Below are 25,565 nucleotides of genomic sequence, written 5' to 3' on the forward strand. Positions count from 1 at the left end.
GCGCTGGTATGAGCGAAATAGCGTCTGAAAAAGATAGCGCAGGTGCTGTTGCTACTAGTGCAATGGTGGATAAAGATGCAGCCTATGATCCTTTTGCCCCACTAGCAGCGCGTTTAAGACCACGTAATTTAGATGAGTACATTGGCCAAAGTCATTTAATTGGTCCTGGTAAGCCACTGCGTCGCGCTCTTGAGCGTGGACAGTGCTACTCCATGATCTTTTGGGGACCACCAGGTGTAGGTAAAACTACCTTGGCTCATATCATCGCTAATAGCTCTCATGCCGTACTAGAAGAAATCTCAGCTGTAGCTGCAGGTATCAAGGATATACGCGAGGCTGTAGAACGAGCTAAAGATCGCCGCCGCCGTGGTATACGTACCATGCTCTTTGTCGATGAGGTGCATCGTTTTAATAAAGCTCAGCAAGATGCTTTCTTGCCGCATATTGAGAACGGTACTGTCATCTTTATTGGCGCTACTACTGAAAACCCATCATTCCAAGTTAACTCAGCGCTCTTGTCACGTGCTCGCGTGTATGTCCTCAAAAAGCTTAGTGAAAAAGAGCTTTCAGACCTTATTGATTTGGCATTAAGCTCAGAGCATGGTCTTAAAAAAGAGAACCTTACTTTTGATGATCGCGTGCGTAATGCACTCATTCAGCTATGTGATGGCGATGGACGTAACTTACTAACAACCTTAGAGATGCTTGCTGATGACGCCTCTCCATTACCTGATGGGCGTAATGTCATTACTTATGCCATGGTAGGAGCAGTCGCAGGTCGTCGCCTCATTAGTTACGATAAAGGCGGTGATGCTTACTACGATCTCATCTCTGCTTTCCATAAGTCAGTACGCGGTAGTGCCCCTGATGCTGCTTTGTATTGGTATTCACGTATCTTAGAGGCTGGCGGTGATCCTCTGTATGTAGCAAGACGGCTGCTTGCGATCGCTACTGAAGATATTGGGCTTGCGGATCCTCAAGCTATGCAAGTGGGTCTTAACGCCTGGGATATCTTTACTCGTGTAGGTGAGGCCGAAGGCGAAAGAGCGATTGCTGAGGCAGCGGTCTATATGGCTATGGCTCCAAAGAGCAATCATCTGTATAACGCTTTTAATACGGCGCGTGCAGATGCTTCAACTCTGCCTTCATTTGATGTGCCGCTCTACATTCGTAATGCCCCAACCAAGCTCATGGAATCGCTTGGTTATCATGATGGCTATCGTTATGCCCATGACTATCCAAATGGCTACGCTCCGGGAGAGTGTTTTATGCCTGAGGAGTTACATGGCCGTACTTACTACACTCCAACTAATCGCGGCTACGAGCAGTATTTACTGCAGCGTTTAGATTACTTACGTAAGCTTGATGAAGCTGCTCCAAATGAACAGCGTTTTACTCGTGAACATGCCAAACACATGCTCTCAGAGCTTAAGCGCCGTTACCCTGACCTTTTTGGTGCTGACCAGCGCAAGCCTGGCCACGACTAACTTAGTTAACTCGTATCCATGGCCACGACTAACTTAGTTAACTCGTATCTATGGGCACGACTAGTTTAGTTAAATCGGATCCATGGCCACGACTTGCTTAGTTAAATCGTATCCATGCTCAAGACTAGCCTTATCCAATCGAAACAGGCTAAAAATGGTTGTGCTCAATTGGCTCTGTATTTCCGACAACTTTTGTTTAGTTTAGTTGTATGCCAAGGGGGGGGGGTACAAACTATGGTGGCAAAAATTAATAGAGGGATGGGTACAAGCTGTCAAACGGCGTGTAGAGTAGCTTGGCAAGCAATTGTTAAAAGCATGAGCTAGTAATTTTGTTGCACCTTAGTTTGTTGAATAGGAACTCGGGCGGGCTTTAGAGTCTAATTCGTGATAAAATTCTAAGATTTTATACGACAGGATGATCATCGCTATACATTTGAGCAGTATATGCACATATACATGCTTAATTTGTATGGGTCTATTGCCTAACTTTCTATGTAAAGTTAGACCTTCTTTAGGCATCTAAAGTGAGCCTGTGCAAAAGTTCGTCAAGGATGCAAGTTAGCTTGTAGCTAGTTGCAATGCGAGTTTTTGCACAGGAGCACTTAAGATGGCTTCTTGTCTCAACCTAGAGTTTTGAATTTATTCAGCGAGCTTGTCATGCTTGATTCTAAATATATCCGCAACGATTTAGCCAAGACCAAAGAGATCCTGGCAACTCGTAATTTCAACCTTGATGTTGATAAGTTAAGTGCTCTTGAGGAGCAGCGTAAAGACCTGATGGTTCGTACTCAAGATCTGCAGGCAAAGCGCAACTCATTATCCAAGTCCATCGGTCAGGCAATCCGCGAGGGCAAGGACGTAAGTGCTATCAAGGCTGAAGTTAGTGCTATTGGTGATGAGCTTGATACCACCAAGAAGCAGCAGGATGCAGTTTTAGCTGAGATCGAGTCTATCGCTCTTACTATTCCTAATCTCCCTCACGAGTCTGTTCCTGTTGGTGCAGATGAGGAGGCCAACGTTGAAGTTCGTCGTTGGGGCACTCCACGTACCTTTGATTTTGAAATCAAGGATCACGTTGCTTTAGGTGAGGGCTTAGGCCAGCTCGACTTTGAAAACGCACGTAAGATTTCTGGTGCTCGTTTTGCTCTCATGAAGGGCCCAATCTGCGCCCTGCACCGTGCTTTAGTGCAGCTGATGATTGATCTGCACTGCAACAAGCAAGGCTACACTGAGGTTTATGTTCCATACTTAGTGAACATGGACTCTTTATATGGCACCGGCCAGATGCCAAAGTTTGGTGAGGACTTATTCTTAACCAAGTTATCTGGCAATGCTGATGGCGATGATGTAAATCGTCAGTTTGCTCTGATTCCAACTGCTGAAGTTCCACTTACCAACATGGTTCGTGGCGAAATCATCCCAGAAGATGAGCTTCCAATTAAGGTAACCGCTCACACCCCTTGCTTCCGTTCAGAGGCAGGTTCAGCTGGTCGTGATACTCGTGGTCTTATCCGTATGCACCAGTTCGACAAGGTTGAGATGGTTCAGATCGTTCGCCCAGAGGACTCTTATGAGGCCTTAGAGCAGCTGACCAACGACGCTGAGTCTGTACTGCAGGCTTTAGAGCTGCCATATCGTGTCATCACCTTATCTACTGGTGACATGGGCTTCTCTGCTGCTATGACCCACGATCTTGAGGTTTGGTTACCAGCTCAGAACACATATCGTGAGATTTCTTCTTGCTCTAACTGCACAGACTTCCAAGCTCGCCGTATGCAAGCCCGTCTGCGTCGTAAGGATGGCAAGATTGAGCTTGTACACACTCTTAATGGTTCTGGTCTTGCTGTTGGCCGTACTTTGGTTGCAGTTATGGAAAACTATCAGAATGCTGATGGCTCTATCACTGTGCCTAAGGCTCTGCGTCCATACCTGAATGGTCTCGAGGTTATTTCTAAGTAATGCTCACAATAGCCGATTGGCTAATCCTCGGTGTTGTACTGATTTCAGGCGGCCTCTCATTATTAAGAGGCTTTGTTAAAGAGGCAATTTCACTAGTTGCTTGGGTGAGTGCCTTTATCGTGTCCAGCCGCTTCTATGAGGCGCTGGCACCTAAGCTTGAATTTATATCAGCCGACGATGTAGTCAGAAAATCAGTAGCCGCAGTGGTTCTGTTTATCGCCACCTTAATTGTGGTAGGTCTGTGCGGAGCCATTTTGCGTTCGATCATTGAAAAGGTCGGACTATCTGGAACCGATCGTCTTTTAGGCATGGTGTTTGGTATATTACGTGGCATTTTAGTTGTTTGCGTAATATTGGCACTGATGCAGATCGGCTTCAAACTCCATATCTTAAGTTTTGTTGCTGATTCACCTTTCTACAGAGATTCTTTATTTATCCCTGAGCTGCAGAGAATCGTTAACTGGTTCTTTGCTAACGGACCGACTGCCTCTAACGGCATCGACTTCAATTTAGGAGCCTAATATGTGCGGAGTAGTGGGCATTGTCTCCAACTCACCAGTTAACCTGACAATCTATGATGCCTTAACCGTTTTACAGCACCGTGGTCAGGATGCAGCTGGCATTATTACTCTTGATGAGGGTAACTTTAGACAGCGTAAGGCTAATGGCTTAGTTAGTGATGTCTTCGAGCAGAAGCACATGAGACGCCTCAAGGGTAACACCGGTATTGGTCACGTTCGTTATCCAACTGCTGGCTGTTCATCAGCTGCAGAAGCTCAGCCTTTCTACGTTAACTCACCATTCGGTATCGCTTTAGCGCACAACGGTAATTTAACAAACAGCCGTGAGTTAAAGGAAAAGTGCAATGGCATCTTCCGTCATGTAAATACTACCTCTGACTCCGAGATGTTATTAAACATCTTTGCTTGGCACTTACAGAAGATTACCGACTGCCAGAGACTGCCAACTCCTGAAGACATCTTCAATGCTATTCGTGGCGTTGATAAGGAGATTTCAGGTGGTTACGCTGTGATTTCTTTAATCATCGGTGTAGGCGTAGTTGCTTTCCGTGATCCATTTGGTATTCGTCCATTAGTCTTAGGTCAGCGCCAAGGCGAGGATGGCTTTACTGAGTACATGGTTGCATCTGAGTCTTGCGCTCTTACTGTATGTGGCTTTGAATTAGTACGTGACATTGCTCCAGGTGAGGCTGTTGTAATCGAAGAGAATGGCACCTTACACAGCAGCATGTGTGCAGACAATGCTAAGCTGCAGCCTTGTATTTTCGAGTACGTATACTTTGCACGTCCAGATTCAGTTATGAACGGTGTTTCAGTATATGCAGCTCGTGTCAGCATGGGTACTTTCCTTGCTGAGAAGATCAAGCGTGAGTTTAGCCACCTCGATATCGACGTTGTTATCCCAATTCCAGAGACTTCATGCGATATCGCTGTGCAGATTGCTCGTATCTTAGGTCTGCCATACCGTCAGGGCTTTGTGAAGAACCGCTATATCGGCCGTACTTTCATTATGCCTGGTCAGAAGCAGCGTAAGAAGTCAGTACGCAATAAGCTCAACCCAATTCCAGCAGAGTTTAAGGGTAAGCGTGTACTGCTTGTTGACGACTCTATCGTGCGCGGTACTACCTCAGGTCAGATCGTTGATATGGCCAAGGAAGCAGGTGCTGAGAAGGTTTACTTCGCTTCAGCTGCTCCAGAGGTGCGTTATGCCAACGTTTATGGCATCGACATGCCTACCAAGAAAGAGCTGATTGCTCATGAGCGTACCAATGAAGAAATCGCTCAGATGATTCATGCTGATGCCCTCATTTACCAAGACTTAAAGGATCTTGAGGCTGCAGTACGTCAAGAGAATCCAGCACTTACTGTATTTGAAGAGTCTGTATTCACTGGTGAGTACATTACTCCTGGTGTTGATGAAGAGTATTTTGAGTACCTTGATCGCCAGCGTTCAGATGACGCTAAGGCAGATAAGGCTTGGAAAGACTCCTCTGAAGATCTTGAGATCTACAACATCTAAGCTTTTTACAAGAGCTATGCATGACTTTCATCATGCATAAAGAAAAAAAAGGCCACCCCAGAGCAATCTAGGTTGGCCTTTTTTCTTTGGCTCATTTCAAGAGCCAATTTACGTGTTGAGCTTCATTTCATGAGGCCAACAAAAAAGCCGCAACCAATATGGAAGCGGCCTTTTGCGCTAATGAATATTAGCACTGAGCATAGGGCTTAGATAAACCTAACCGATAGGTTTAAATTTACCCAGCAGATAGGTTTAGATTAACCCTTCTGGATACGGTTGATCTGCTCGTTTAATAAGGTGATCTGCAGCTCATTCATCTTGCTAAGCTCATCACGGATAGCGTTCTGATCCTCTGGAGCAGCCTCAGCTAAACGTGCCTTTGCATCTTCGATGTCCAGCTTGATCTGAGCTAAGCACTCGTCGATCTGAGCATCAGATAACATGTCTGGGGTAGCAACCTCAGTACCCTGAGAGGCAGCAGCGGTTGGGCTTAAGAGCATGTTAGCGAGGAGAACACCAGCACCTGCACCAGCTAATGAGGAGATGAATGAACCACCCATACCCATGCCGCCAGTTGGGGCAGCCTGTGGGGCATTAGGAGTGTTCTGCTGGCCTGGACGCTGTGCGGTAGCTGCGTTGTTCTGAGCTGGGGCCTTGGTGTCAGCTACTGGACGCTTTTGTGCAGTACGAGTTGAGCTTACACTTCTCTTAGGAGCGCTTGAACGTGAAAAAGAACGGCTACCACCGCGACGTGCGTCGAACTGAACGGTAGCTGCGTCCTTAACAAAGCCTGAAACTAAGTCGGTAATTGGGTTTGCCTGTACACCTTGTGAAGTAAGGGCAAAAACAGCAGTTACAGCAGAGGCAATAAGAGTCTTCTTGAACATTCGTTAACCTAAAAAGTAATCTGGACTAACTAGACGATGGTGTGAGCATATCACAAGTGAATTAGTGAAGAATTAGGACTAATTTTATGTGTCGGTATGCCCTGAACTAAGCCATGAAAAGCATTGCTGTAGTAGCAGCTACGGCTAATATGATCAAAGCAACAAACACAAAAGCGAAAAACTTAAGCATCTCAATCCTAGTAGATAAGTTAGAGCCTTAGAACTATGTCTAAATTCAGCTCCGTAATTCTGTAGTGTTGCATAAGCACAGCACACATATATATGTGCACTTGCTAGATGCTAATAAGATTAGTAAAACCTTAACATTATAAAGAGAGTTGCACTAAGTCTAGGTGCATCGTTAGTCCAAAATAACAGATCAAAAACTGCATAAACTTAGTAAGCATGGATGCTAAGGCTGCCTTGTGCTTCATCACACACATCTTGTCTTAATAGATGAGTATCTAGAATCACAAGCCATGATGCAAGATTTTGCGCTCAAACTTGCTGACACGATCAAAAAGACTCGATTAATATGCACAAACTAAAAGTAATGCAACGCCATACAGAGGCTAAGGATAGGAAATAGTGGATATGAAATAGGGTGATAGGGAATATGAAGATAGGATTTTTGGACACAAAAAAACAGCACAGGCCCGCATCGGGGAATTTTGGGCACAAAAAAAAAACTGGCACAGGCCCGCATCGGGGAATTTTGGACACAAAAAAACCGGCTGAAGCCGGCATCGAGGAATTTTGGGCACAAAAAAACCGGCTGAAGCCGGCTGCGTGGATGGTGCGCCTTAGTGGACTCGAACCACCGACCCCCACCATGTCAAGGTGATGCTCTAACCAAGCTGAGCTAAAGGCGCATGTTTTAGAACCTAAGTTCAATCAACAGGAGTGCATTATATAGATGAGCATGGTGAGGTGCAAGAGTTTTTTTAAACTTTTTGCAATTGGATGTTAAGGATACGTTTGTCAATTGCTATTCATTTGCTTTACTTTGGCTTGCCGTTGCTGTTTAAAGCGCATAAATCGCTCTATTGTTCTTACCTTATTGATGGCAATCTATGATGGTTTTAGAGCATTGATAAAGGCAGTAAGCTATTCAATAGAGCATTGTTAAAGGCTGCACTGCCATGCAGTAGAGCGGGTATAAACGTGCGATCTGATGGCTTTCTAGCGTGGCTTATTTTATGGTCAGCTCTTAAGGTCGTCCTTTAGCAAGGTAGGGCGAGGTGGGTATTTGCATTGGTTTTTGAAATACGGTGATCTTATTGATTGGAAAACAGGAAAAAATCCACTTTGGTTAAGCGCAAAGGTCAATTGAGGCGTATACTGTACAGTCTGATGGTTCGCACGGGATGGCGCTAACGAGTTAGTTTGCGCATGGTTGCGTTCGATCGTTAATGTTTTTGTTTTTCTATTGAGGACCGTAAGGTGCATCGTTAGCACCGTCAGGTTGTTTAATATGCCAAAAATTACTCTTCCAAATGGCGCAGTCAAAGAGTTTGATAGCGCAGTCTCAATTGCTGACATTGCTGCCAGCATCGGCCCAGGTTTAGCTCGTAGCTGTGTTGCTGGTCGTATCGATGGCGTTTTACACGACGCTTGCGACTTAGTAACCGAAGATGCAAAAGTAGAGATTGTTACTCCAAAGGACAAGGATGGTCTTGAGATCATTCGTCACTCTTGCGCTCACTTATTAGGTCACGCCATCAAGCAGCTGTGGCCTGACACCAAGATGGCTATCGGCCCTGTAGTTGATAACGGCTTCTACTACGACGTAGATATCGACCGTAAGTTAACTACTGAGGATATGGAAGCTTTAGATGCACGTATGCACGAGCTTGCCAAGACTGACTACAAGGTCATCAAGGAAGTAGTTGATTGGCAACGCGCCCACGATGTTTTTGATGAGCGTTCCGAGCCTTACAAGAAGCTCATCTTAGAAGAGAACATCGAGAAGAGCGATCACCCAGCTTTATATCACCACGAAGAATACACCGACATGTGCCGTGGCCCTCACGTACCACACATGTCTTTCTGCCAGCACTTTAAGCTCACTCACTTTGCAGGTGCTTACTGGCGTGGTGATTCTAAGAACAAGATGCTCCAGCGTATCTACGGTACTGCTTGGGCTAGCAAGGAAGAACTTGCTGATTACATTAAGAAGCGTGAAGAGGCAGCTAAGCGCGATCACCGCGTATTAGGTAAGAAGCTTGATCTGTTCCACTTCCAACAGGAAGCTCCAGGCTTAGTATTCTGGCACAACGATGGTTGGACCATTTACCGCCTGATTGAGAACTACATGCGTACTCTCCTCCACAAGTACGGCTATATTGAGGTTAACACTCCTCAGATTATGGATCGTGTACTGTGGGAGCGTTCTGGTCACTGGGATAAGTATCAGGAGAACATGTTCACCACCTCTTCTGAGAACCGCGACTACGCTATTAAGCCAATGAACTGCCCAGGCGCAATTCAGATTTTCAATAGCCGTACTCGTTCTTATCGTGATCTGCCAATTCGTATGGCTGAGTTTGGTAAGGATCACCGTAATGAGCCTTCAGGCTCTCTGCACGGTCTTCTGCGTGTACGTGGTTTCGAGCAGGATGACGCTCACGTATTTATTACTGAGGATCAAATTCTTCAGGAAGTTACTGAGTGCATTAAGTTCGTTTACGAAGTTTATGATAACTTCGGCTTCCACAAGGTTGACGTTAAGCTCTCTACCCGTCCTGAGAAGCGTATTGGCTCTGATGAGATTTGGGATAAGTCTGAAAAGGACTTAGCTGATGCATTAGTAGCAAACGGTCTTGAGTTTGAACTGCAGCCAGGTGAAGGTGCTTTCTACGGTCCTAAGATCGAGTTCACCTTACACGACTCTTTAGGTCGTGCATGGCAGTGCGGTACCATTCAGCTCGACTTCTCGCTGCCACAGCGTTTAGATGCCCACTACGTAGGTGAGGATAACAAGGATCACGTTCCTGTTATGATTCACCGTGCAATGTTAGGTTCTTTAGAGCGCTTCATCGGTATTCTTACCGAAGAATTTGCTGGTGCATTCCCTGTATGGCTCTCTCCTGTTCAGGCAGTGGTTATGAACATCACTTCTAATCAGGTTGAGTACGTTAAGGAAGTTACTCGCAAGCTTGATGAGGCTGGCATCCGTGTACGTTCAGACTTACGTAACGACAAGGTTGGCTTCAAGATTCGCGAGCATACCTTAATGCATACCCCTTACATGCTTGTCTGTGGTGACAGAGAGGCAGAGAACGGTCAAGTAGCTGTTCGTACAAGAAAGGGTGTTGATTTAGGTGCAATGTCGATTGATGATTTGATCGCAATGATTAAATCTGATATCATGTCGCGCAAACTTTTTTCCAAGGCCGATGAAAAGCCTGAGGAAAAGAAGTAGCAAATAGCTGCATCAAGTCGCGTAAACATGGCTTTGATGTAACAAAAGAGCACTGAAAGTAAATATCCTTTTATGCTCTTTTGTTATGTGTCAGGCTCAACACATGTATGCAGCCTGATCAGTGATCTTTTTGGATAGTAGGAGTCTGCTATAAATAGCGCAAGAAAGACCGGTAGGCCACAGCCTAAGAACCGGGTAAATGGTGATATCAGATGCCGTGAAGTGCGTCTGCTTGGTCAGGATAACGAAGCAATTGGCGTTATGCCTACCGTAGAAGCTCTACGTTTAGCTCGTGAAGCTAATGTGGATCTTGTAGAAATCAGTCCTAATGCTGATCCGCCAGTTTGTCGCTTGATTGAGTATGGCAAGTACCTCTACGAAAAGAGCAAGGATCAGAAAAAGAAGAAGCAAAAGGTAGTTCAGATTAAGGAAATCAAATTCCGTCCTGCTACCGATGAAGGCGACTATCAGGTTAAACTACGCAACCTGGTCCGCTTCTTAGAAGAGGGCAACAAGGCTAAGGTGACCTTACGCTTCCGTGGACGCGAAATGGCTCACCAACACTTAGGTATTGAAGTCCTCAAGCGCGTAGAGCACGATCTATGCGAACAAATGGGTTTAGCTACAGTTGAAAGCGCCTCACGTGTTGAGGGTCGTCAGGCAACTATGGTTTTAGCCCCTAAAAAGAAATAAGGATTTTAAGGGACTACAAGCCTCACGTTCAGTTCCATAAAGCAGCCACTGACTAGTTTAGTGGCAGCTACTGACATGAGCTCCTTACTATCTTCATCATAACAATGCGGAGTTATAAATAATGGCTGGAAAAGTCAAGGTCAAGATGAAGACCGACCGTGGCGTTGCAAAGCGCTTCAAGAAGACCGGCAGCGGTCACTTCAAGTGCCGTCACCAGAACTTACGTCACATCCTCACCAAGAAGAGCCGTAAGCGTAAGCGTTCATTACGTGCTATGAACATCGTTCATAATTCAAATGTACGCGCAATTATGCGTCAGTTACCTTACGCCTAATCTTTGGAGGATATCTAAATGGCAAGAGTTAAGCGCGGTGTTACCGCACGTGCCCGTCACAAGAAGGTTTTAAAGGCAGCTAAGGGTTACTACGGTGCACGTTCCCGTACCTACCGTGTTGCCGTCCAGGCCGTTACCAAGGCTGGTCAGTACGCATACCGCGATCGTCGTCAGAAGAAGCGTCAGTTCCGCGCTCTGTGGATCGTTCGTATCAATGCTGCTGCTCGTCAGTACGGCTTAAGCTACAGCAAGTTCATGAACGGTTTAAAGAAGGCCAACATCGAGATCGACCGTAAGGTTCTCTCCGAGCTCGCTATCAACGAGAAGGCCGCATTCGAGACCATCGCTAACCAGGCTCGTGCTGCTTTAGGTCTGTAATCAGATTTAAAACAGCCACTTAGGTTGCAAAGAGGGGCCATAGCTCACGCTATGTCCCCTTTTTTATGCCCCAAAATCTATAGCACTTCACGCTGCAACTGCAGCAAACTCCCATCAAACGGACAAAAGGCCAGCATCTTGCCCACGTCCTTTTAACCCCTTCATCACTCATCCTCAAGCAGTCATATCTTTTAAGAAGCCACTAGAGCTTTGCAATCTCATGCACCTCTAAGCCTACATCTACTAAGGTTAATAATGTCTGCGCAGTGCATGCTGCTTCTAGAGCAAGAGCAAGAGCAAGAGCAAGAGCAAGAGCAAGAGCAAGAGCAAGAGCAAGAGCAAGAGCAAGAGCAATAGCTATGTTTATTTAGGCCCGTATCGCATCGCAAGCCATAGAGGTAGTAGCCTGTTTTAGGGGTGAGCGACGTATATGGTTCTTGAAGGGTGTATTCAAAATGCAAAAGCCCACGACTATGCGTGGGCTTTGATTAAACTATGTGCACTGAAAGCTAGTTAGAGATGTTTTGCTAGCTTAGGTAGCAAGTGGTTTGAGCTTGGGTTTAGCGCTCGTCCATGGCGATAACATGGCGCTCTGGAGCACCGATGTAAATCTGACGAGGACGACCGATACGGCTCTCTTCCATGTTCTGCATTTCGTTCCAGTGAGAAATCCAACCAATGGTACGTGACAGAGCAAAGATAACGGTAAACATAGAAACAGGAATACCGATAGCCTTGAGGATGATGCCTGAGTAGAAGTCAACGTTAGGGTAGAGGTTACGCTTAACGAAGTATTCATCACTCAGAGCAATCTGCTCAAGCTCAGTTGCAACCTTTAACAGTGGGTCATCAACAATCTTCAGCTCTTGTAAAACCTCATGGCAGGTCTCACGCATTACTAATGCACGTGGATCATAGGTCTTATAGACGCGGTGACCAAAGCCAGAGAGTCTGAATGGATCGTTCTTATCCTTAGCACGCTTAATGAACTCAGGAATACGCTCTACAGTACCGATCTGCTCAAGCATACGCAGACAGGCCTCGTTAGCACCACCGTGCGCTGGACCCCATAAGGAGGCAATACCAGCAGCGATACAGGCATATGGGTTAGCACCAGATGAACCTGCTAAACGTACAGAAGAGGTAGAGGCGTTCTGCTCGTGATCGGCGTGCAGAGTAAAGATACGATCAAGTGCTCTTTCGATTACAGGGTTTATCTCGTACTTCTCACATGGAGTTGCAAACATCATGTGCAGGAAGTTACCAGCGTAACTTAAGTCGTTACGTGGGTAGATGAATGGGTGACCGATAGAGTACTTATAAGCCATGGCAGCTAAGGTTGGGATCTTAGCAATCAGGCGAATTGCGGTAGCTTCACGGTGCTCAGGATCGTAAATGTCGAGGTTACCGTGATAGAAGGCAGACAGAGCGCCAGCGATACCACATAAAACAGCCATTGGGTGAGAGTCACGACGGAAAGCCTTGAACAGGGAAGAAATCTGCTCATGGATTAAGGTGTGGTGCTGAACTTTGTACTTCCAATCGTCGTATTCACGCTTGCTTGGCATCTCACCTTTGTACAGTAAGTGACAAACCTGAAGGAAGTCAGCCTTTCTAGCTAAGTCAGCAATTGGGTAACCACGATAGAGCAGTACACCTTTCTTACCGTCAATGAAAGTAATTCTGGAACTGCAAGCAGCAGTGGAGACAAAACCAGGGTCGTAAGTGAAGTAACCTTGCTTACCTAATTCGCGGATATCAATGCATTCGGGTCCTTCAGTGCCTCGTAACATAGGCAGCTGAATAGGATCATGTCCTGGGATATTTAAGATTGCTACTTTATCTAGGACGGTAATGTCTTGCATGACGTCGCTCATAGAATGCTCCTTTGCAAATAATTGCAGATTGACCAAAAAGAATATAACCGTTGATCAAACAAATGTGCTGTTTTTACTCAAAATGAACGTTTGTAGTGCAAGTGCTATATTCATCGCATTCTATGGTGCAATGGTGGGGCAAAAGTGCCCAAAAGTGCCGTAAACTTAGGTTTTATTTTGGTGCAGATATCGCGCCATAGCTCAAATATTTGTGTAAATTTGCCGACAAACTGATCCAAAAATGTGCATAATTAGCCTATGCAAACTAGCTTGTCACTACGTGTTTTGGCGATCTTTTGTCTTTTTTAGCTACCTGTATTGTCACTAAAGGATGTAAGAGGATGCTAATCAAAAGATAGAACACACTCGACATTCAAGCTTATTAATTGCTATACAGAGCTGAAATATGCAATTTAGCCACGTATGACCTAATGAAATGGATCACGATTGAGCAGCATATAGAAAATTTCCATCATGTATAAAAGCAGGCTCTGCTTTCTGGTAATATCAAAAGCTTAACATCAGATCTGATAGCTAAGTGGTGTCATTTTAGAGCCTGATCTTGCTATGAGCAGATAGCTCTTTTATCTACTTGCTGCCTATTAAGATCTAATTTGCATGTGCTTTTTCGCTTAGCTCTGTGGCAACAGCTAGGCGGTTAAATAAGTACATTAATTCAATCTCACTCCTAGACATACGAACAGATAATCCTAATTAGTTGTAGCGTACATTTATATCCAATGGCTCTTTAAGTGTTCGTTTTGTACATTAGGAATACTGTTAGGAGATGGGAATTGGGGATATGAACGATCCAGCGCTGGATTCCTGCAAGTCAGGTTCCGCAGGTATAGAAATGCAACAGAAGATTTTATTAACTGAGTGTACAGACGAAACTGGTTTGATTGCTAAGGTGTCAGCTACCTGTTTCGAGTTTGGCCTGAACATCATTCGTCAAGATGAGTTTGCCAGTGAAGACAATCGCTTCTTCATGCGTACTGTGCTTGAGGGTGACTTTAGCAAGAATCACGAGAGCAAGTTCTTACGTTGTGTTAGTGCAAAGCTGCCAGATGATGCTGTAGTCCGTTTAAAGGACAAAGGTACGCTCCCACGTATCGCTGTATTAGTTACCAAGGAAGCACACTGCCTTGGTGATCTGCTCATTAAGAGCTACTCAGGTTCTCTGCATGCTGAGATCGTGATGGTAGCTGGTAACTACCCAGACTTAGGTGACTTAGTTGCCAAGTTCAATATCCCTTATCACGTAGTTTCCCATGACGGTATCTCACGTGATGAGCAAGAAGAGCGCATGATGAAGGTTATTGATGAGTACGATGTTGACTACATCATCCTTGCTAAGTACATGCGTATCCTTTCACCTAAGATGGTTGCTCACTATCCTTTAGGTAAGCTCATCAACATTCACCACTCATTCTTACCAGCATTCATTGGTGCAAAACCTTACAAACAGGCCTACGATCGTGGCGTTAAGATCATCGGTGCTACCGCTCACTTTGTAACTGACAATCTCGATGAAGGCCCAATCATTCAGCAGGACGTTATTAAGGTTAACCACCGCTATAGTGCTGAGGACATGGCTAAGGCTGGTCGTGACGTTGAGCGTATCGTGCTCGTACGTGCCTTAAATAAGGTTTTTGATAACAAGGTATTCATCCACGGCAATAAGACCATTGTGTTCTAATCGCTAATGATCTTTTGCTAAGTTTTACACCTTGTAAACACAACAAAGCCCCACTAACAGCAATGTTTGTGGGGCTTTGTGCATTCTACAGCTAGCGATCTTATCCTTGTGCCATGATCTTGTGAGAGCCTTTAATGGCAGTTCTAGATAGGCCATGATCTTGCGTACACCATCGATGGCTGCTCTCGATAGTGCCGTGATCTTGCCTACACCATCGATGGCTGCTCTCGATAGTGCCGTGATCTTGCTAGGCACCATCGATGATTGTATTTAGCTTGGTGGCGTGATCTTGTTAGATGCCCTTAAGATCAGGTTTTTGATTGATGGCAGTAATGTGGAAAATAGGAAGCTCTGCTGCAGCACAGACCTTATCTAAACGGCGATCGCGGGCTTTGCGATCTGAGCGAAAATGGGTGGGATCATCAAGCTCAATGACGCAGGCAATGCGATCGGTGCCTTTTTCAATGAGCATAAAGTCGAAGCTCATATTGTGGCACTTTTGCGCAAAGGTACGGCGATCTTGGAGCGAGAGACTCGAAACATCAGGGTTAACGCCAAGAGCCGAGCCTACACTTACCTGGCAGTAAATCTCATAGCGGTCACCAAACCACAAACGCAGCTTTTCAAGGTACTGATGCTCAAAATCGGTAACTAAGAAAGATTTCTTTTTTACCGCGCCTGCCTTAAGCATGACAGTAAAGATTTTATCGAGCTCATCGACGTCTTTTTCTTTGAGATTACTGGCAGGTCCTGCCTTACGTAGCTCTTTGTAGTAGTCAGTGACCTTGCCATGTTTAAACTTTGTTATGCACTCATCTTGAGAGCTTAAAAAGTCTAATTTTGAGCCAAGATTATTGCCGTTATCGCTACGGCTCTTATCCTCATAGCCATTGATACTACGCTTACGCATCTTAGAGGCAGATGCATTTTTATTACTCTTAAAAAAGCCAAAACGTCCTTGCTTAGAGCTTGATCGCTCTTTGCTGCTATAAGCCTTCTTATTGTTTTTAGAAAAGGAAGAAAACCTTGTCTTAGCTTTAGAAGTGTAACGGGATGTTTTTGAGGTGCTCTTTGCACTAGTAGCCTTGCTACGCTTAGACGAGGTAAATAGTCCACGTGCTATACGTTTAAAGATCTCCGGTACTACTATAAGTAGCATGAGTACACCAACAGCTAAAGCTGCATATAAGACTAATATATGCAGTGGCTGTGACTTTAGAAAATCGAAGATCTCATTCATGAAAGCGTATCTCAAACCTATTACAAGGCAGCCTATGCTGCCTTAGGACGTATATGCTATCAGAATACTTTCTAATTGAATTGCCTGCTACTAGCGAAATTGCCTAGGATCCTGAAGATAATTCTTCTTTTAGGTTGTTTGTACGCTTGATAGCGTCTTAAGCTACAAGATAGATTGCTCAAGACGTGTAATCAATGATTTCTTGCCACTAAGGAGCAAGACGATGGGTAGTCCAAGTGCCGTCTTCTTGCAGATCATAGATAAAGCGATCGTGGAGTCGGTTTTCACGCCCTTGCCAAAACTCTACTTGATGGAAAAAGACACGGTAGCCGCCCCAAAAAGATGGTAGAGGCACTTCACCGTTTTTAAATTTCTCTTTCATCTGAGCAAACTTGCTCTCAAGAATAGAACGGGCAGAGATGCGTGAGGACTGATGCGAGGCCCAGGCACCTAATTGGCTATCACGTGGACGAGAATGGAAGTACTTTAAGACCTCAGGTAAGCTTAGCTTTTGTGCAGTGCCGACAAACATTACCTGTCTTTCAAGGTAGTACCATGGAAAGAGCATGCAGATCTTATTGTTCTGCTCAAGATGTTGAGCTTTACGTGAGCCTAAGTTAGTAAAGAACACTAAAGATTTTTCATCATAGTTCTTTAAAAGAACCATGCGGGAGTACGGTTGGCCAGTTGGATCGACGGTACTTACCACCACGCCGTTAGGATCGTAGAGCTTGGAATCAAGCATATCTTTAAGCCAGCGTTCAAATAATGGAATAGGTGTTTCAGTCAGATCCTTCTCATCTAATCCATTCATAGTATAGCTACGACGTAGAGGGCCAACATCAATCATCAGTAACTCCTTGCTAATAGCGAGAAAAATCGTGTCCACAAACAAGCAGATGCATAAGCAGATACACATACACATACACATACACATACACATGCACATGCAGATGCAGATGTCCTGAGCATGCAACTCACACCTTGCCGGAGTGATAAGTTTAGCGCTATTTGACCTCAAAGGTTTAGCTAATTGCGCTGCTGCCTATCCTTAATGCAAGTTTGCGCTTTGCAAGTGCAGACATGGCTCTTAATCAGCTCGTATTGCTAGCAGTCTACGACCTTGTGTCGTACATAACTTAATGCTTGATTTGGTGAAGTGTTATTGGCTTGCATCATCAAAACTTATACATAGCTATTTACTTGTCTGCATTGTGGGCGCAAATACGATAAATAAAGGTTTTTGTCCTTAGGTGGTCATTGTCTTGCTGTACTAATGGCAAAGATGTGAGTGGTCAGTTGTGCTGATGGCGGGCGGGATATTTGTCGGATTATTTGAGCTCTTGTAAGCCGTGGTGTATATCTTATTAATAAGCAAAACTTATGATTGCATTGTATAAAAATGGCATTTAATTTGACCGATGGCGTAGATACCGTATTTGCAAGATAAAGTTTGTGATAAAAATTTTTTGTGATTTAATATAGTGACTTATTAAATAGGGTTTAAGATAGATCATCTCATCAAAAAGTAGCGATCTGACTAGTAATAGTGCGGATATATCACTTTCTTGGCACAAGCAATGTGTTTTTCATTTGCCTGAATTGTGACAAGTGCATGATTTTAGCAAGGGAGTGCTATAAAACACCGATGCTATAATGAACGAATTAGCACCGCTTTTAAATCGTTGTTTAAGCCACTTTTCAGGTCTTCAATGATGAGCCTTAGGCTTTAATTAAGAGCGTTTAATTACCAAGCTTATGATCTTTTGCTCAAAGCTTTGGTATGAGCTTTCAGAATTCAGTCTCAATCTAGCGCTTTAATATGGTGCAAGATTAAAGACACCAAATTTATGAGTGGTTCTCTTATGAGAGCCATGATCTTTTTAAGTACAGCTATGCCACGCATCGTGACAAGTTTGGGTTTTGTTTAGTCATCTGGGTCTTTTATGTCTAACTGCGTTTCAAAGAGTGTATTAGTAATCAACTGCGGTAGCTCCTCAGTTAAGTTTGCCATTATGAATCCTGAGGATGGTCAGGTTTACTTAAGCGGTATTGCTGAGGCAATGAACCTGCCTGAGGCTTTCATCTCATGGCGTTTTGGTGATAGCGACAAGCAGAAGGCTGAGATCTCAGGTTACAACCACGAGCAGGCTTTATCCTACTTAGTTGACAACATCTTAAGCACCGATAAGCAGCTCCTCGAGTCTATCGTTGCTTGCGGCCACCGTATCGTTCACGGCGGCGAGTACTACAGCGCACCAACCTTAATTGATGACGAAGTTTTAAAGAACATCGAGAAGGTTATTCCTTTTGCTCCACTGCACAACCCAGCTCACATCCTGGGTATTAACGCAGCTCGTGCTTCTTTCCCTAACATTCCTCACGTTGCTGTATTCGACACCGCTTTCCACCAGACCATGCCTCCAGTAGCATACCGTTTTGCTATCCCAGAGGAGTACTACACCAAGGGTGGTATCCGTCGTTACGGCGCTCACGGTACCTCTCACATGTACTTAGCTCAGGAAGCTGCTCATTTACTCGGCAAGAAGCCTGAGGATACCAACGTAATTACCTGCCACTTAGGCGGCGGTGCTTCTGTTTGTGCTGTTAAGGGCGGCAAGTGCATGGATACCTCCATGGGCTTAACTCCACTTGATGGCCTCATCATGGGTACCCGTACTGGTGAGATCGATCCTTCAGTTGTATTCTTCTTATGCGATCCTAAGAACGACGGTCTGACTGTAGAAGAAGTTAAGGATATCTTCAACAAGAAGTCTGGCTTATTAGGTCTTTCTGGTATCTCTTCTGACATGCGTCCTATCTGTGAGGGCTACGAGAAGGGTGAAGAGAAGTGCACCTTAGCTTTAGAGGCTTTCTCATACCGTTTAGCTAAGTTCATCGCTTCTTACTTTGTTCCAGTTGGTCGCGTTGACGCTATCGTATTCTCTGGCGGTATCGGTGAGAACTGCTGGGAAGCTCGTAAGCTGACCATCGACTACTTAAAGGATTGCTTCGGTATCGAGCTTGATAACGACTTAAACCTCAAGGCTTTAGGCCGTTTAGGCTTCGAAGGTGGCTTAATCTCCACTCCAGAGTCTAAGATCCCAGTTATGATGATCCCAACTAACGAAGAGTTAGTTATCGCTCAGTCAGCTGTTAAGTTCACCAAGTAATAACAGCTACTAGTTACCTCGCCTAGCTGCTTATGCAGCAGGTTAAAAAAAAGCAGCCAAGTTAATCGCTTGAGCTGCTTTTTTTATGCCCCAATAAACCTCCCATACACAGATAAAGTGCCCATAAGCGGCTAAATAGCTCACAATACGGATAAAGTGCCAATAAGCGTCTAAGGAGCTCATAACGTTGTTAAAGTGACCAAACAGGGATGACGCGCAGATGCGTTTAACACCAATAGAGCGTTCAACAGCAATAGGCGGTCAAGATCAGCATCCAATTACAGATGGTCAATATGGTTGATGAGCTTTAGCGCGTGCACATTGGGTTGAGAGCGGAGTGCACATGGGGTTGAGAATGCTAGGCGAATGGTCATAGCCTTGATAGGCGGCTGTTGGCAGAGTGTCTAAGAATGTTTGATAAGTAAGGATGGGATTATTGGCAGGGATATGATTGGCAGGAGGTTAACAGGTGAACACTCCTGCCAGAAAGTAGAGCGTAAGAGCAATGGAGCTTAGCTATTGGCTCTTAGCTCTTAACACTTGATGATTAGTTGCTACTTTTCTTTGTCCTGTGAGGACTCGTTAGAGTCAGTAGACTTGGCACTAGCTTGAGGGTCAGACTCATTGTCGCTGGTAGAATCAGCTCTATTAGCATCATCTCTCTTAGCATCAGCCATCTTAGCGTCGGTAGCCTTGGTATCTTGTGCTGATGTCTTGGTAGCCTCTTCTCTTGCATTAGCCTTAACGCTGTTGACTGGAGCAAGCTTGATGGAGCGTCTCATTGGGTGGAACATCAGTGAGATGACAGCAAAGAATACTGGCACCATGATAAGACCAAGGGTAGTTGCTGCAACGGTACCACCAAATACACCAGTACCAATGGATTGCTGTGAGGCTGAGCCTGCACCATCAGCATTTAAGAGCGGTAGCACGCCTAATAAGAACGCAACTGAGGTCATCACAATAGGACGGAAACGTAATGCTGCAGCTTCTTGAGCAGCACGCAGTAAAGTACGTCCTTGCTGTCTAAACTGATGGGCGTATTCAACAATCAAGATAGCATTCTTAGCCGATAAGCCACCCGTCGTTAGCAGACCCACCTGTAGATAGATGTCGTTCTCCATGCCTCTAAAGTACACAAAGAGCAGTGCACCAAAGATACCAATAGGCACAATGAGAATAACTGCCATTGGGATAGACCATGACTCATACAGAGCAGCAAGACACAAGAATACCACTACAGCAGAAATTAAGAAGAGCATGCCTTGGTTTGAGCCGCTAAGCTTTTCTTGATAAGACAAGCCGCTCCAAGCATAACCATAGTTACCAGGGTGCTGTTCAATGATACGCGCGATTTCATCCATAGCCTCACCCGAGCTGACGCCTGGAGCAGGATCGCCTGAGAGTGAAATCGAGGAGATACCATTAAAGCGCTCTAATTGCTGTGGGCCATAAGTCCATTCGACCTTACCAAAGGTATCGAATGAAACCATCTTGCCCTCAGCGTTCTTAAAGTACAGTTTGTTAAGATCAGATGGCAGAGATCTAAACTGAGCATCAGATTGGACATAGACCTTCTTAACGCGACCACGGTCGATGAAGTCGTTAACGTAGGTACCACCCCAAGCAATTTGTAAGTTCTCATTGATGACCTGAGGATCGAGCAAGAATTGACCAGCTCTCTTATCATCAATGCGAATGTTCAGCTGCAATGCATCAGCCTGAGCATTAGAGCGTACGTTGTACAGACGTGGGTTTTCGCGAGCAATACGAACGATATCAGCGACATCTTTCATAAATTGATCGTGCGATGAACCCATGATGTTTTGTACATAGACGCTAAAGCCCGACGAGCCACCCATACCTGAAATTGAGGCTGGCAGATACATACGCACTTCGGCATCTGCGTAATTATCAAAATACTTCTTGGCGCGGGCGAGAATAGCTTGAGCGCTATTTTCTTGGCCTACACGCTGCTCCCATGGAATCAGACGGATGCTAGCGTTAGCAGTGGCTTGACCTTTAGAGCTACCGCCGGAACCTAACGAGAGCAACATGCCTTGAATATTATTGACCTCATGCTCGAGGAAGTAGTTTTCCACATCACGGCCTACCTTAGCTGTTTGGGCCATGGTAGATGAGGATGGCAAGATGATACGAACGGAAATTAAGCCTTGATCTTCTACAGGTAAGAAAGAGCTTGGGATCTTAGCAAAGAGCCAACCAGTAGCACCGCAAATAGCAAAGAAGAACACCATCATAAGCATCTTTTGATGCAAACAGAAAGCGTTGATCTTGACGTAGCCGCGATAGAGCACATTGAAGAACATATCAAACCAAGATAGCGGGCCTGAATGGACACGCTTGTGTGGATTGACCTTCTTAACCACCAAAATCGAGGCACATAAGGATGGGGTAATGATTACCGCAGTCACAATGGACATCAGCATTGAAGCAACAATAGTTACTGAGAACTGACGATAGATGTTGCCTGTAGCGCCAGAGAAGAATGCCATTGGAGTAAATACAGCAGCGATTACCAAGCCAACACCAAAGAGCGCTGAGGTAATTTCCTGCATGGACTTAACCGAGGCCTCATAAGGACTTAGACCCTCTGAGTACATAATACGGCTAACGTTCTCTACCACCACAATAGCGTCGTCTACTAAAAGACCAATGGCCAAGACCATGGCAAACATGGTGAGTGTATTAATCGAGTAGCCAAAGGCAAATAAGATTACTACAGTAGCAGCGAGCACAATTGGGATAGTCAGCGACACAATTAATGTGGAGCGGATATCTCGTAAGAAGAGCAAGATAACTAAAGACACCAAGATAAGAGCTTCAATTAAGGTTTTGCCCACCTCATACAAGGAGGCCTTAACAAAAGGAACGGTGTCATAAGGAATAGCGTACTCAAGATTTTTTGGAAAGAGCGGGCGCAGTCTTTCAAGCTCTTCGCTGACTAATTTCGCTACTTCTACAGCATTGGCACCATCTGCAAGGCTAACTTGCAAAGAGGCCATTGGGCTTTTATTGTAGTTACCAAAGTAGTTATAAGAGCTACGGCCCATTTCAATACGGGCAATATCTCTAAGGTAGACAGCAGCGCCTTCTGCTGTAACCTTAACCAAGATATTTTCAAAATCACCGATGTCTTTTAACAGCTCTCGAGACTTAACTGTTACGTTAATGGTTTGATCGGCAATGGCAGGAAGCGAGCCTAACTGACCTACAGAGATTTGCTTGTTTTGATTCTTAATCGATTGCACAACCTCAGATGGGTTGAGCTTGTATTGATTGAGTTTGTTTTGGTCAAGCCAGATACGGAGCGCATAGCCAGCACCAAAGATGGAGGCATCACCAACACCATTAATGCGCGAGATTGGATCTTGAATTGCGGTAACTAAGAAATCTGCAATGTCTTCTTGAGACATGGAGTCGTTTGTAGTGTAAAAGGCAATGGTCTGCAGTACGTCATCAGAGACCTTACGAACTCTTACACCCGATCGTTGCACAGGATCAGGCAGGCGCGAGAGCACGCCACTTAAACGGTTTTGCACCTGCATTTGTGCAATATCTACATCAATGCCAGTTTCAAATGACAGTCTAAAGCGAGCATTACCATCAGAGGTGGTAGAGGTAGAAAAGTAGATAAGGCCATCAAGACCCGTCATCTCTTGCTCAATGACTTGAGCTACCGAGTTCTCAACGGTTTGAGCAGATGCGCCAGAGTAGGAGGTGCTTACAGAAATAGTCGGAGGAGCGATTTCAGGAAAGCGAGCAATCTTCATGCGTGGCAGGCATAAGCAGCCTGCAATCACAATCATAATTGCGATCACCCATGCAGCTACTGGTCGGTCAATGAAAAACTTACTGATCATCTGCTGTCTTGTTCCTTGGCAGAAGGATAATCTTAATTACGCTAGTAACAAACTCATCTTTGTAAAAAGTCTACTTGTGCTGTTTAAGCGATGAAGTTCGGCACAATAAGCATCAAAGCTCAAAAGAGTAAGCACCTAATCTGTGATACTGCTTATCCATGCATCTAAATGTGCAGGTTCTCGAATCTAGTGCTTGCTACAAGTTGCTACTGACAGTACTAACGTTTTCTTGGCTGATAATTAACTTTATCGTGAGCTGGGGGCGTTGGCTGAGCTTTGCTCAAGACCTGATGCGGTAGTAGTAGGATTCACTACTGCTTGTACGGCAGCATCAGTATTCTTTTCCTGTTCGCCCATTTGCGCAGAAGTAGGATTGAGGTTGACGCCATCACGTGAGACTACCTTAATCTTGGAGCCGTGACGTAATGAGGCAGAGCCTGAGATAACCACTTCATAAGAGCTATCTAAGCCATCTAAAATTTGCCAACCATCGATAAAGAGCTCGCCTAAACGTACTGGAGTAGATAACACACGATCTTCTTGTACGGTATATACAAAGGCATTGCCCTTAGGATCGCGCATAACTGCTTTAGCAGGCAGAGTCATGATGTTCTGTTTAACACCGCCGTTGACCTTACATACTACAGCCATACCAGGTAGTAAGAGGTGGTCAGGATTATCAAATATGGCGCGTAAGGATAAAGAGCCGGAGCCTTCATCAACTAATACTTCAGTTAAGCTCAGTACACCTAGGTTGGAGTATAAGGTGCCGTCCTCGAAGTACAAAGATACATCGTAGGCGCGGTCATTAAGATAGATAGAGCCATCTAAAAGGCCTTCACGTAAACGTCGCCACTCAAGAGAGCTTTGCTCCATATCAACATAAACCTTATCAAGATCAATGATGGTAGCTAAAGGAGTGGTTTGGTTGGCGTTTACTAAAGCGCCACGAGTGATCTTAGAGGTGCCGATGATACCTTTAATTGGAGCTCTTACAGTGGTGTAGTTAAGTGCAATTTGAGCTTGCTCAAGTGCAGCTAAGTAGAGCTTTTCATCAGCTTTAGCTAAGTCGTAAGCCAAGAGCGCATCATCACGTTCTTTTTCAGATGCACTACGACGCTTATATAAGGCTGCAAAACGCTCATAGTCCTTATATGCCATCTTACGTTGCACAACGGCACGCTCATAAGAGGCCTTAGCATGTTCAAGTTTGGCAAGGAAAGGAGCAGGGTCAATAGTGTACAGTGGGGTGCCCTCTTCGACCTCAGCACCTTCTTCATAAAGACGGTCGAGCACAATGCCATCAACTTGTGGTCTAACATCAGCACGGGTAAATGCACCTACACGACCAGACAGGCTATAAGAGCGCTCACGATTTTTAAATTCAGGATGGATGGTGCTGACCTCATAAACAGCTTCGGCAGCCGAAATTGTTTTAACGGTAGCAGTATCCTTTTGGCATGCAGTAACGAACAAGAGCGTCATTATAGCTATTAATGCGCTCATAGGTCTTAGGAGAACAGAGTTGTGTGTTCTGTGCCTATGTTTTGAGGTATGCATAGCTCTAATCCCCTTGCCACATGTACTGACCAAAAGCATCTCAGTAGATTTGAGTACGGATAACTCGCAATGTTTAGTTTAGCTAGGGTCTGTTAAGACTCACAACAGACACTGCAAACAAAGCAAGCTTATGAAATATAGCGTAATTAGACGATAGGCCGCAATACAAAGCCCGATAAAGTTGAGAAATGATCACGACAGTGCAATTTACGCCGCAAAAAATGCGTTAAAACTGGGTAAAACTGGTAAAAACTCAGCAAAACTTATCAATAGTAACGTCAAAGCACGAAACTTTAGCAAACCAACACATTGAGCCTTAAGCGCTGCTACATAGCTCTGATTAACAAACAGCCCTGCCATAACATCTAGTTACAGGCTTGCAGCCATCTTAATAGCAATTAACAGCAAAAACCGCAAAGGCCGATAATGCATTCATCTGGGCATATGCTTAAGAGTCGACAAGCTGTGCGCAGATATATAACTGCAGAGTAAAGCACAGCTATTAGAAGCTACAAGTACAATGCTAGAAGCTAGTGAAGTTACTGTTCATTAAAAGCATGAAGTTAGCTAAAGCATATGCAATTTGCTTGTGCTGAAGCTAAAAGCATAGTGAATTCTATCAATAAGATAGCGCCTAAGATAAAGCGTTGTGAGTACCATCATATGATGGCACCGATATTAGACAAGTTTGGTAAGCACCACAGTTCAAGTAAGTGAACTTAAGACATAAAAAAGGCCTTGTCATTACTGACAAAGCCGTTTTGATCTGAATATGCGCTTACGTTCTTTAACTATCGGAACGTGTATACAGAATATCCACAAAAACTTAGCAGTCACTTAGGAAACGACTAAAAATGCAAACTTTTTTAATCAGTATCCTCAAAGATAGACAATATCGGTGTTTTTGTCAGTCCATCAAGAACATGTTTT

The 25,565-nt window shown here is 44.7% G+C and carries 16 protein-coding genes and 1 tRNA gene; 10 read left to right on the plus strand and 7 right to left on the minus strand.

All coding sequences use genetic code 11. The features are described 5' to 3' along the window. Positions 1-62: 62 nt before the first annotated feature. The 4 genes from H524_RS13640 to purF all read left to right on the plus strand — a co-directional run bounded on the left by H524_RS13640 (position 63) and on the right by purF (position 5,486). Positions 63-1,487 carry a replication-associated recombination protein A gene (locus H524_RS13640; protein WP_156907505.1) on the plus strand — a complete coding sequence of 475 codons (1,425 nt, stop codon included), beginning with the start codon at positions 63-65 and terminating at the stop codon, positions 1,485-1,487. A 657-nt stretch (positions 1,488-2,144) separates the two neighbouring features. Beyond that, entirely contained in the window at positions 2,145-3,446 is a 1,302-nt protein-coding gene (gene serS, locus H524_RS0101515; RefSeq protein WP_027938959.1) for a serine--tRNA ligase, read from the plus strand. Further along, complete coding sequence (locus H524_RS13650) at positions 3,446-3,967, plus strand: CvpA family protein (RefSeq protein WP_044121229.1); 522 nt, start codon at positions 3,446-3,448, stop codon at positions 3,965-3,967. Before serS ends, H524_RS13650 begins: the two co-directional genes overlap by 1 nt. Position 3,968: 1 nt before the next feature. Continuing rightward, positions 3,969-5,486, plus strand: a complete 1,518-nt coding sequence (purF, locus tag H524_RS0101525) for an amidophosphoribosyltransferase (protein ID WP_027938960.1) — start codon at positions 3,969-3,971, stop codon at positions 5,484-5,486. A gap of 257 nt (positions 5,487-5,743) precedes the next feature. On the opposite strand, the gene H524_RS0101530 is transcribed toward purF, so the two are convergent. After that, entirely contained in the window at positions 5,744-6,373 is a 630-nt protein-coding gene (locus H524_RS0101530) for a DUF2076 domain-containing protein (RefSeq protein WP_027938961.1), read from the minus strand. Positions 6,374-7,167: 794 nt separating this feature from the next. Next, positions 7,168-7,245: transfer RNA gene (locus H524_RS0101540), tRNA-Val, on the minus strand. 602 nt (positions 7,246-7,847) lie between these two features. Here H524_RS0101540 and thrS point away from each other — a divergent pair. The 4 genes from thrS (at position 7,848) to rplT (ending at position 11,202) form a co-directional block, all read left to right on the plus strand. Beyond that, entirely contained in the window at positions 7,848-9,797 is a 1,950-nt protein-coding gene (gene thrS / locus H524_RS0101545) for a threonine--tRNA ligase (protein ID WP_027938962.1), read from the plus strand. Between the two features lie 150 nt (positions 9,798-9,947). Then, positions 9,948-10,490 carry a translation initiation factor IF-3 gene (gene infC, locus H524_RS0101550; protein WP_084281588.1) on the plus strand — a complete coding sequence of 181 codons (543 nt, stop codon included), beginning with the start codon at positions 9,948-9,950 and terminating at the stop codon, positions 10,488-10,490. Positions 10,491-10,611: 121 nt separating this feature from the next. Continuing rightward, positions 10,612-10,824 (plus strand): 50S ribosomal protein L35, encoded by a 213-nt coding sequence (rpmI, locus tag H524_RS0101555; protein ID WP_027938964.1) that lies wholly within the window; start codon positions 10,612-10,614, stop codon positions 10,822-10,824. Between the two features lie 18 nt (positions 10,825-10,842). Then, a complete protein-coding gene (gene rplT / locus H524_RS0101560; protein ID WP_027938965.1) occupies positions 10,843-11,202 on the plus strand; it encodes a 50S ribosomal protein L20 in 360 nt (119 codons plus the stop codon). Between the two features lie 560 nt (positions 11,203-11,762). On the opposite strand, the gene H524_RS0101570 is transcribed toward rplT, so the two are convergent. Then, positions 11,763-13,079, minus strand: a complete 1,317-nt coding sequence (locus H524_RS0101570) for a citrate synthase (RefSeq protein WP_084281589.1) — start codon at positions 13,077-13,079, stop codon at positions 11,763-11,765. Positions 13,080-13,932: 853 nt separating this feature from the next. On the opposite strand from H524_RS0101570, the gene purU reads away from it, so the two are divergent. After that, complete coding sequence (gene purU / locus H524_RS0101575) at positions 13,933-14,778, plus strand: formyltetrahydrofolate deformylase (protein ID WP_027938967.1); 846 nt, start codon at positions 13,933-13,935, stop codon at positions 14,776-14,778. Between the two features lie 292 nt (positions 14,779-15,070). Here the strand turns inward: purU and H524_RS0101585 are convergent, their stop codons facing one another. Together H524_RS0101585 and pdxH are read right to left on the minus strand one after the other, a co-directional pair. Next, positions 15,071-16,018 (minus strand): DUF2726 domain-containing protein, encoded by a 948-nt coding sequence (locus H524_RS0101585; RefSeq protein WP_027938969.1) that lies wholly within the window; start codon positions 16,016-16,018, stop codon positions 15,071-15,073. A gap of 208 nt (positions 16,019-16,226) precedes the next feature. Further along, positions 16,227-16,868, minus strand: coding sequence for a pyridoxamine 5'-phosphate oxidase (gene pdxH, locus H524_RS0101590; RefSeq protein ID WP_027938970.1), 642 nt, complete (start codon positions 16,866-16,868; stop codon positions 16,227-16,229). 1,096 nt (positions 16,869-17,964) lie between these two features. Here pdxH and H524_RS0101595 point away from each other — a divergent pair. After that, entirely contained in the window at positions 17,965-19,191 is a 1,227-nt protein-coding gene (locus H524_RS0101595; RefSeq protein ID WP_027938971.1) for an acetate kinase, read from the plus strand. Positions 19,192-19,745: 554 nt separating this feature from the next. Here the strand turns inward: H524_RS0101595 and H524_RS13655 are convergent. Continuing rightward, a complete protein-coding gene (locus H524_RS13655) occupies positions 19,746-23,075 on the minus strand; it encodes an efflux RND transporter permease subunit (protein ID WP_084281590.1) in 3,330 nt (1,109 codons plus the stop codon). Positions 23,076-23,321: 246 nt separating this feature from the next. Further along, the gene (locus H524_RS13660) at positions 23,322-24,560 is read right to left on the minus strand and encodes an efflux RND transporter periplasmic adaptor subunit (RefSeq protein ID WP_052338836.1); all 1,239 of its coding nucleotides are present in this window, start codon (positions 24,558-24,560) and stop codon (positions 23,322-23,324) included. Positions 24,561-25,565 lie beyond the last annotated feature (1,005 nt).

The sequence above is a fragment of the Anaerobiospirillum succiniciproducens DSM 6400 genome, assembly GCF_000482845.1.
Lineage (GTDB): Bacteria > Pseudomonadota > Gammaproteobacteria > Enterobacterales > Succinivibrionaceae > Anaerobiospirillum > Anaerobiospirillum succiniciproducens.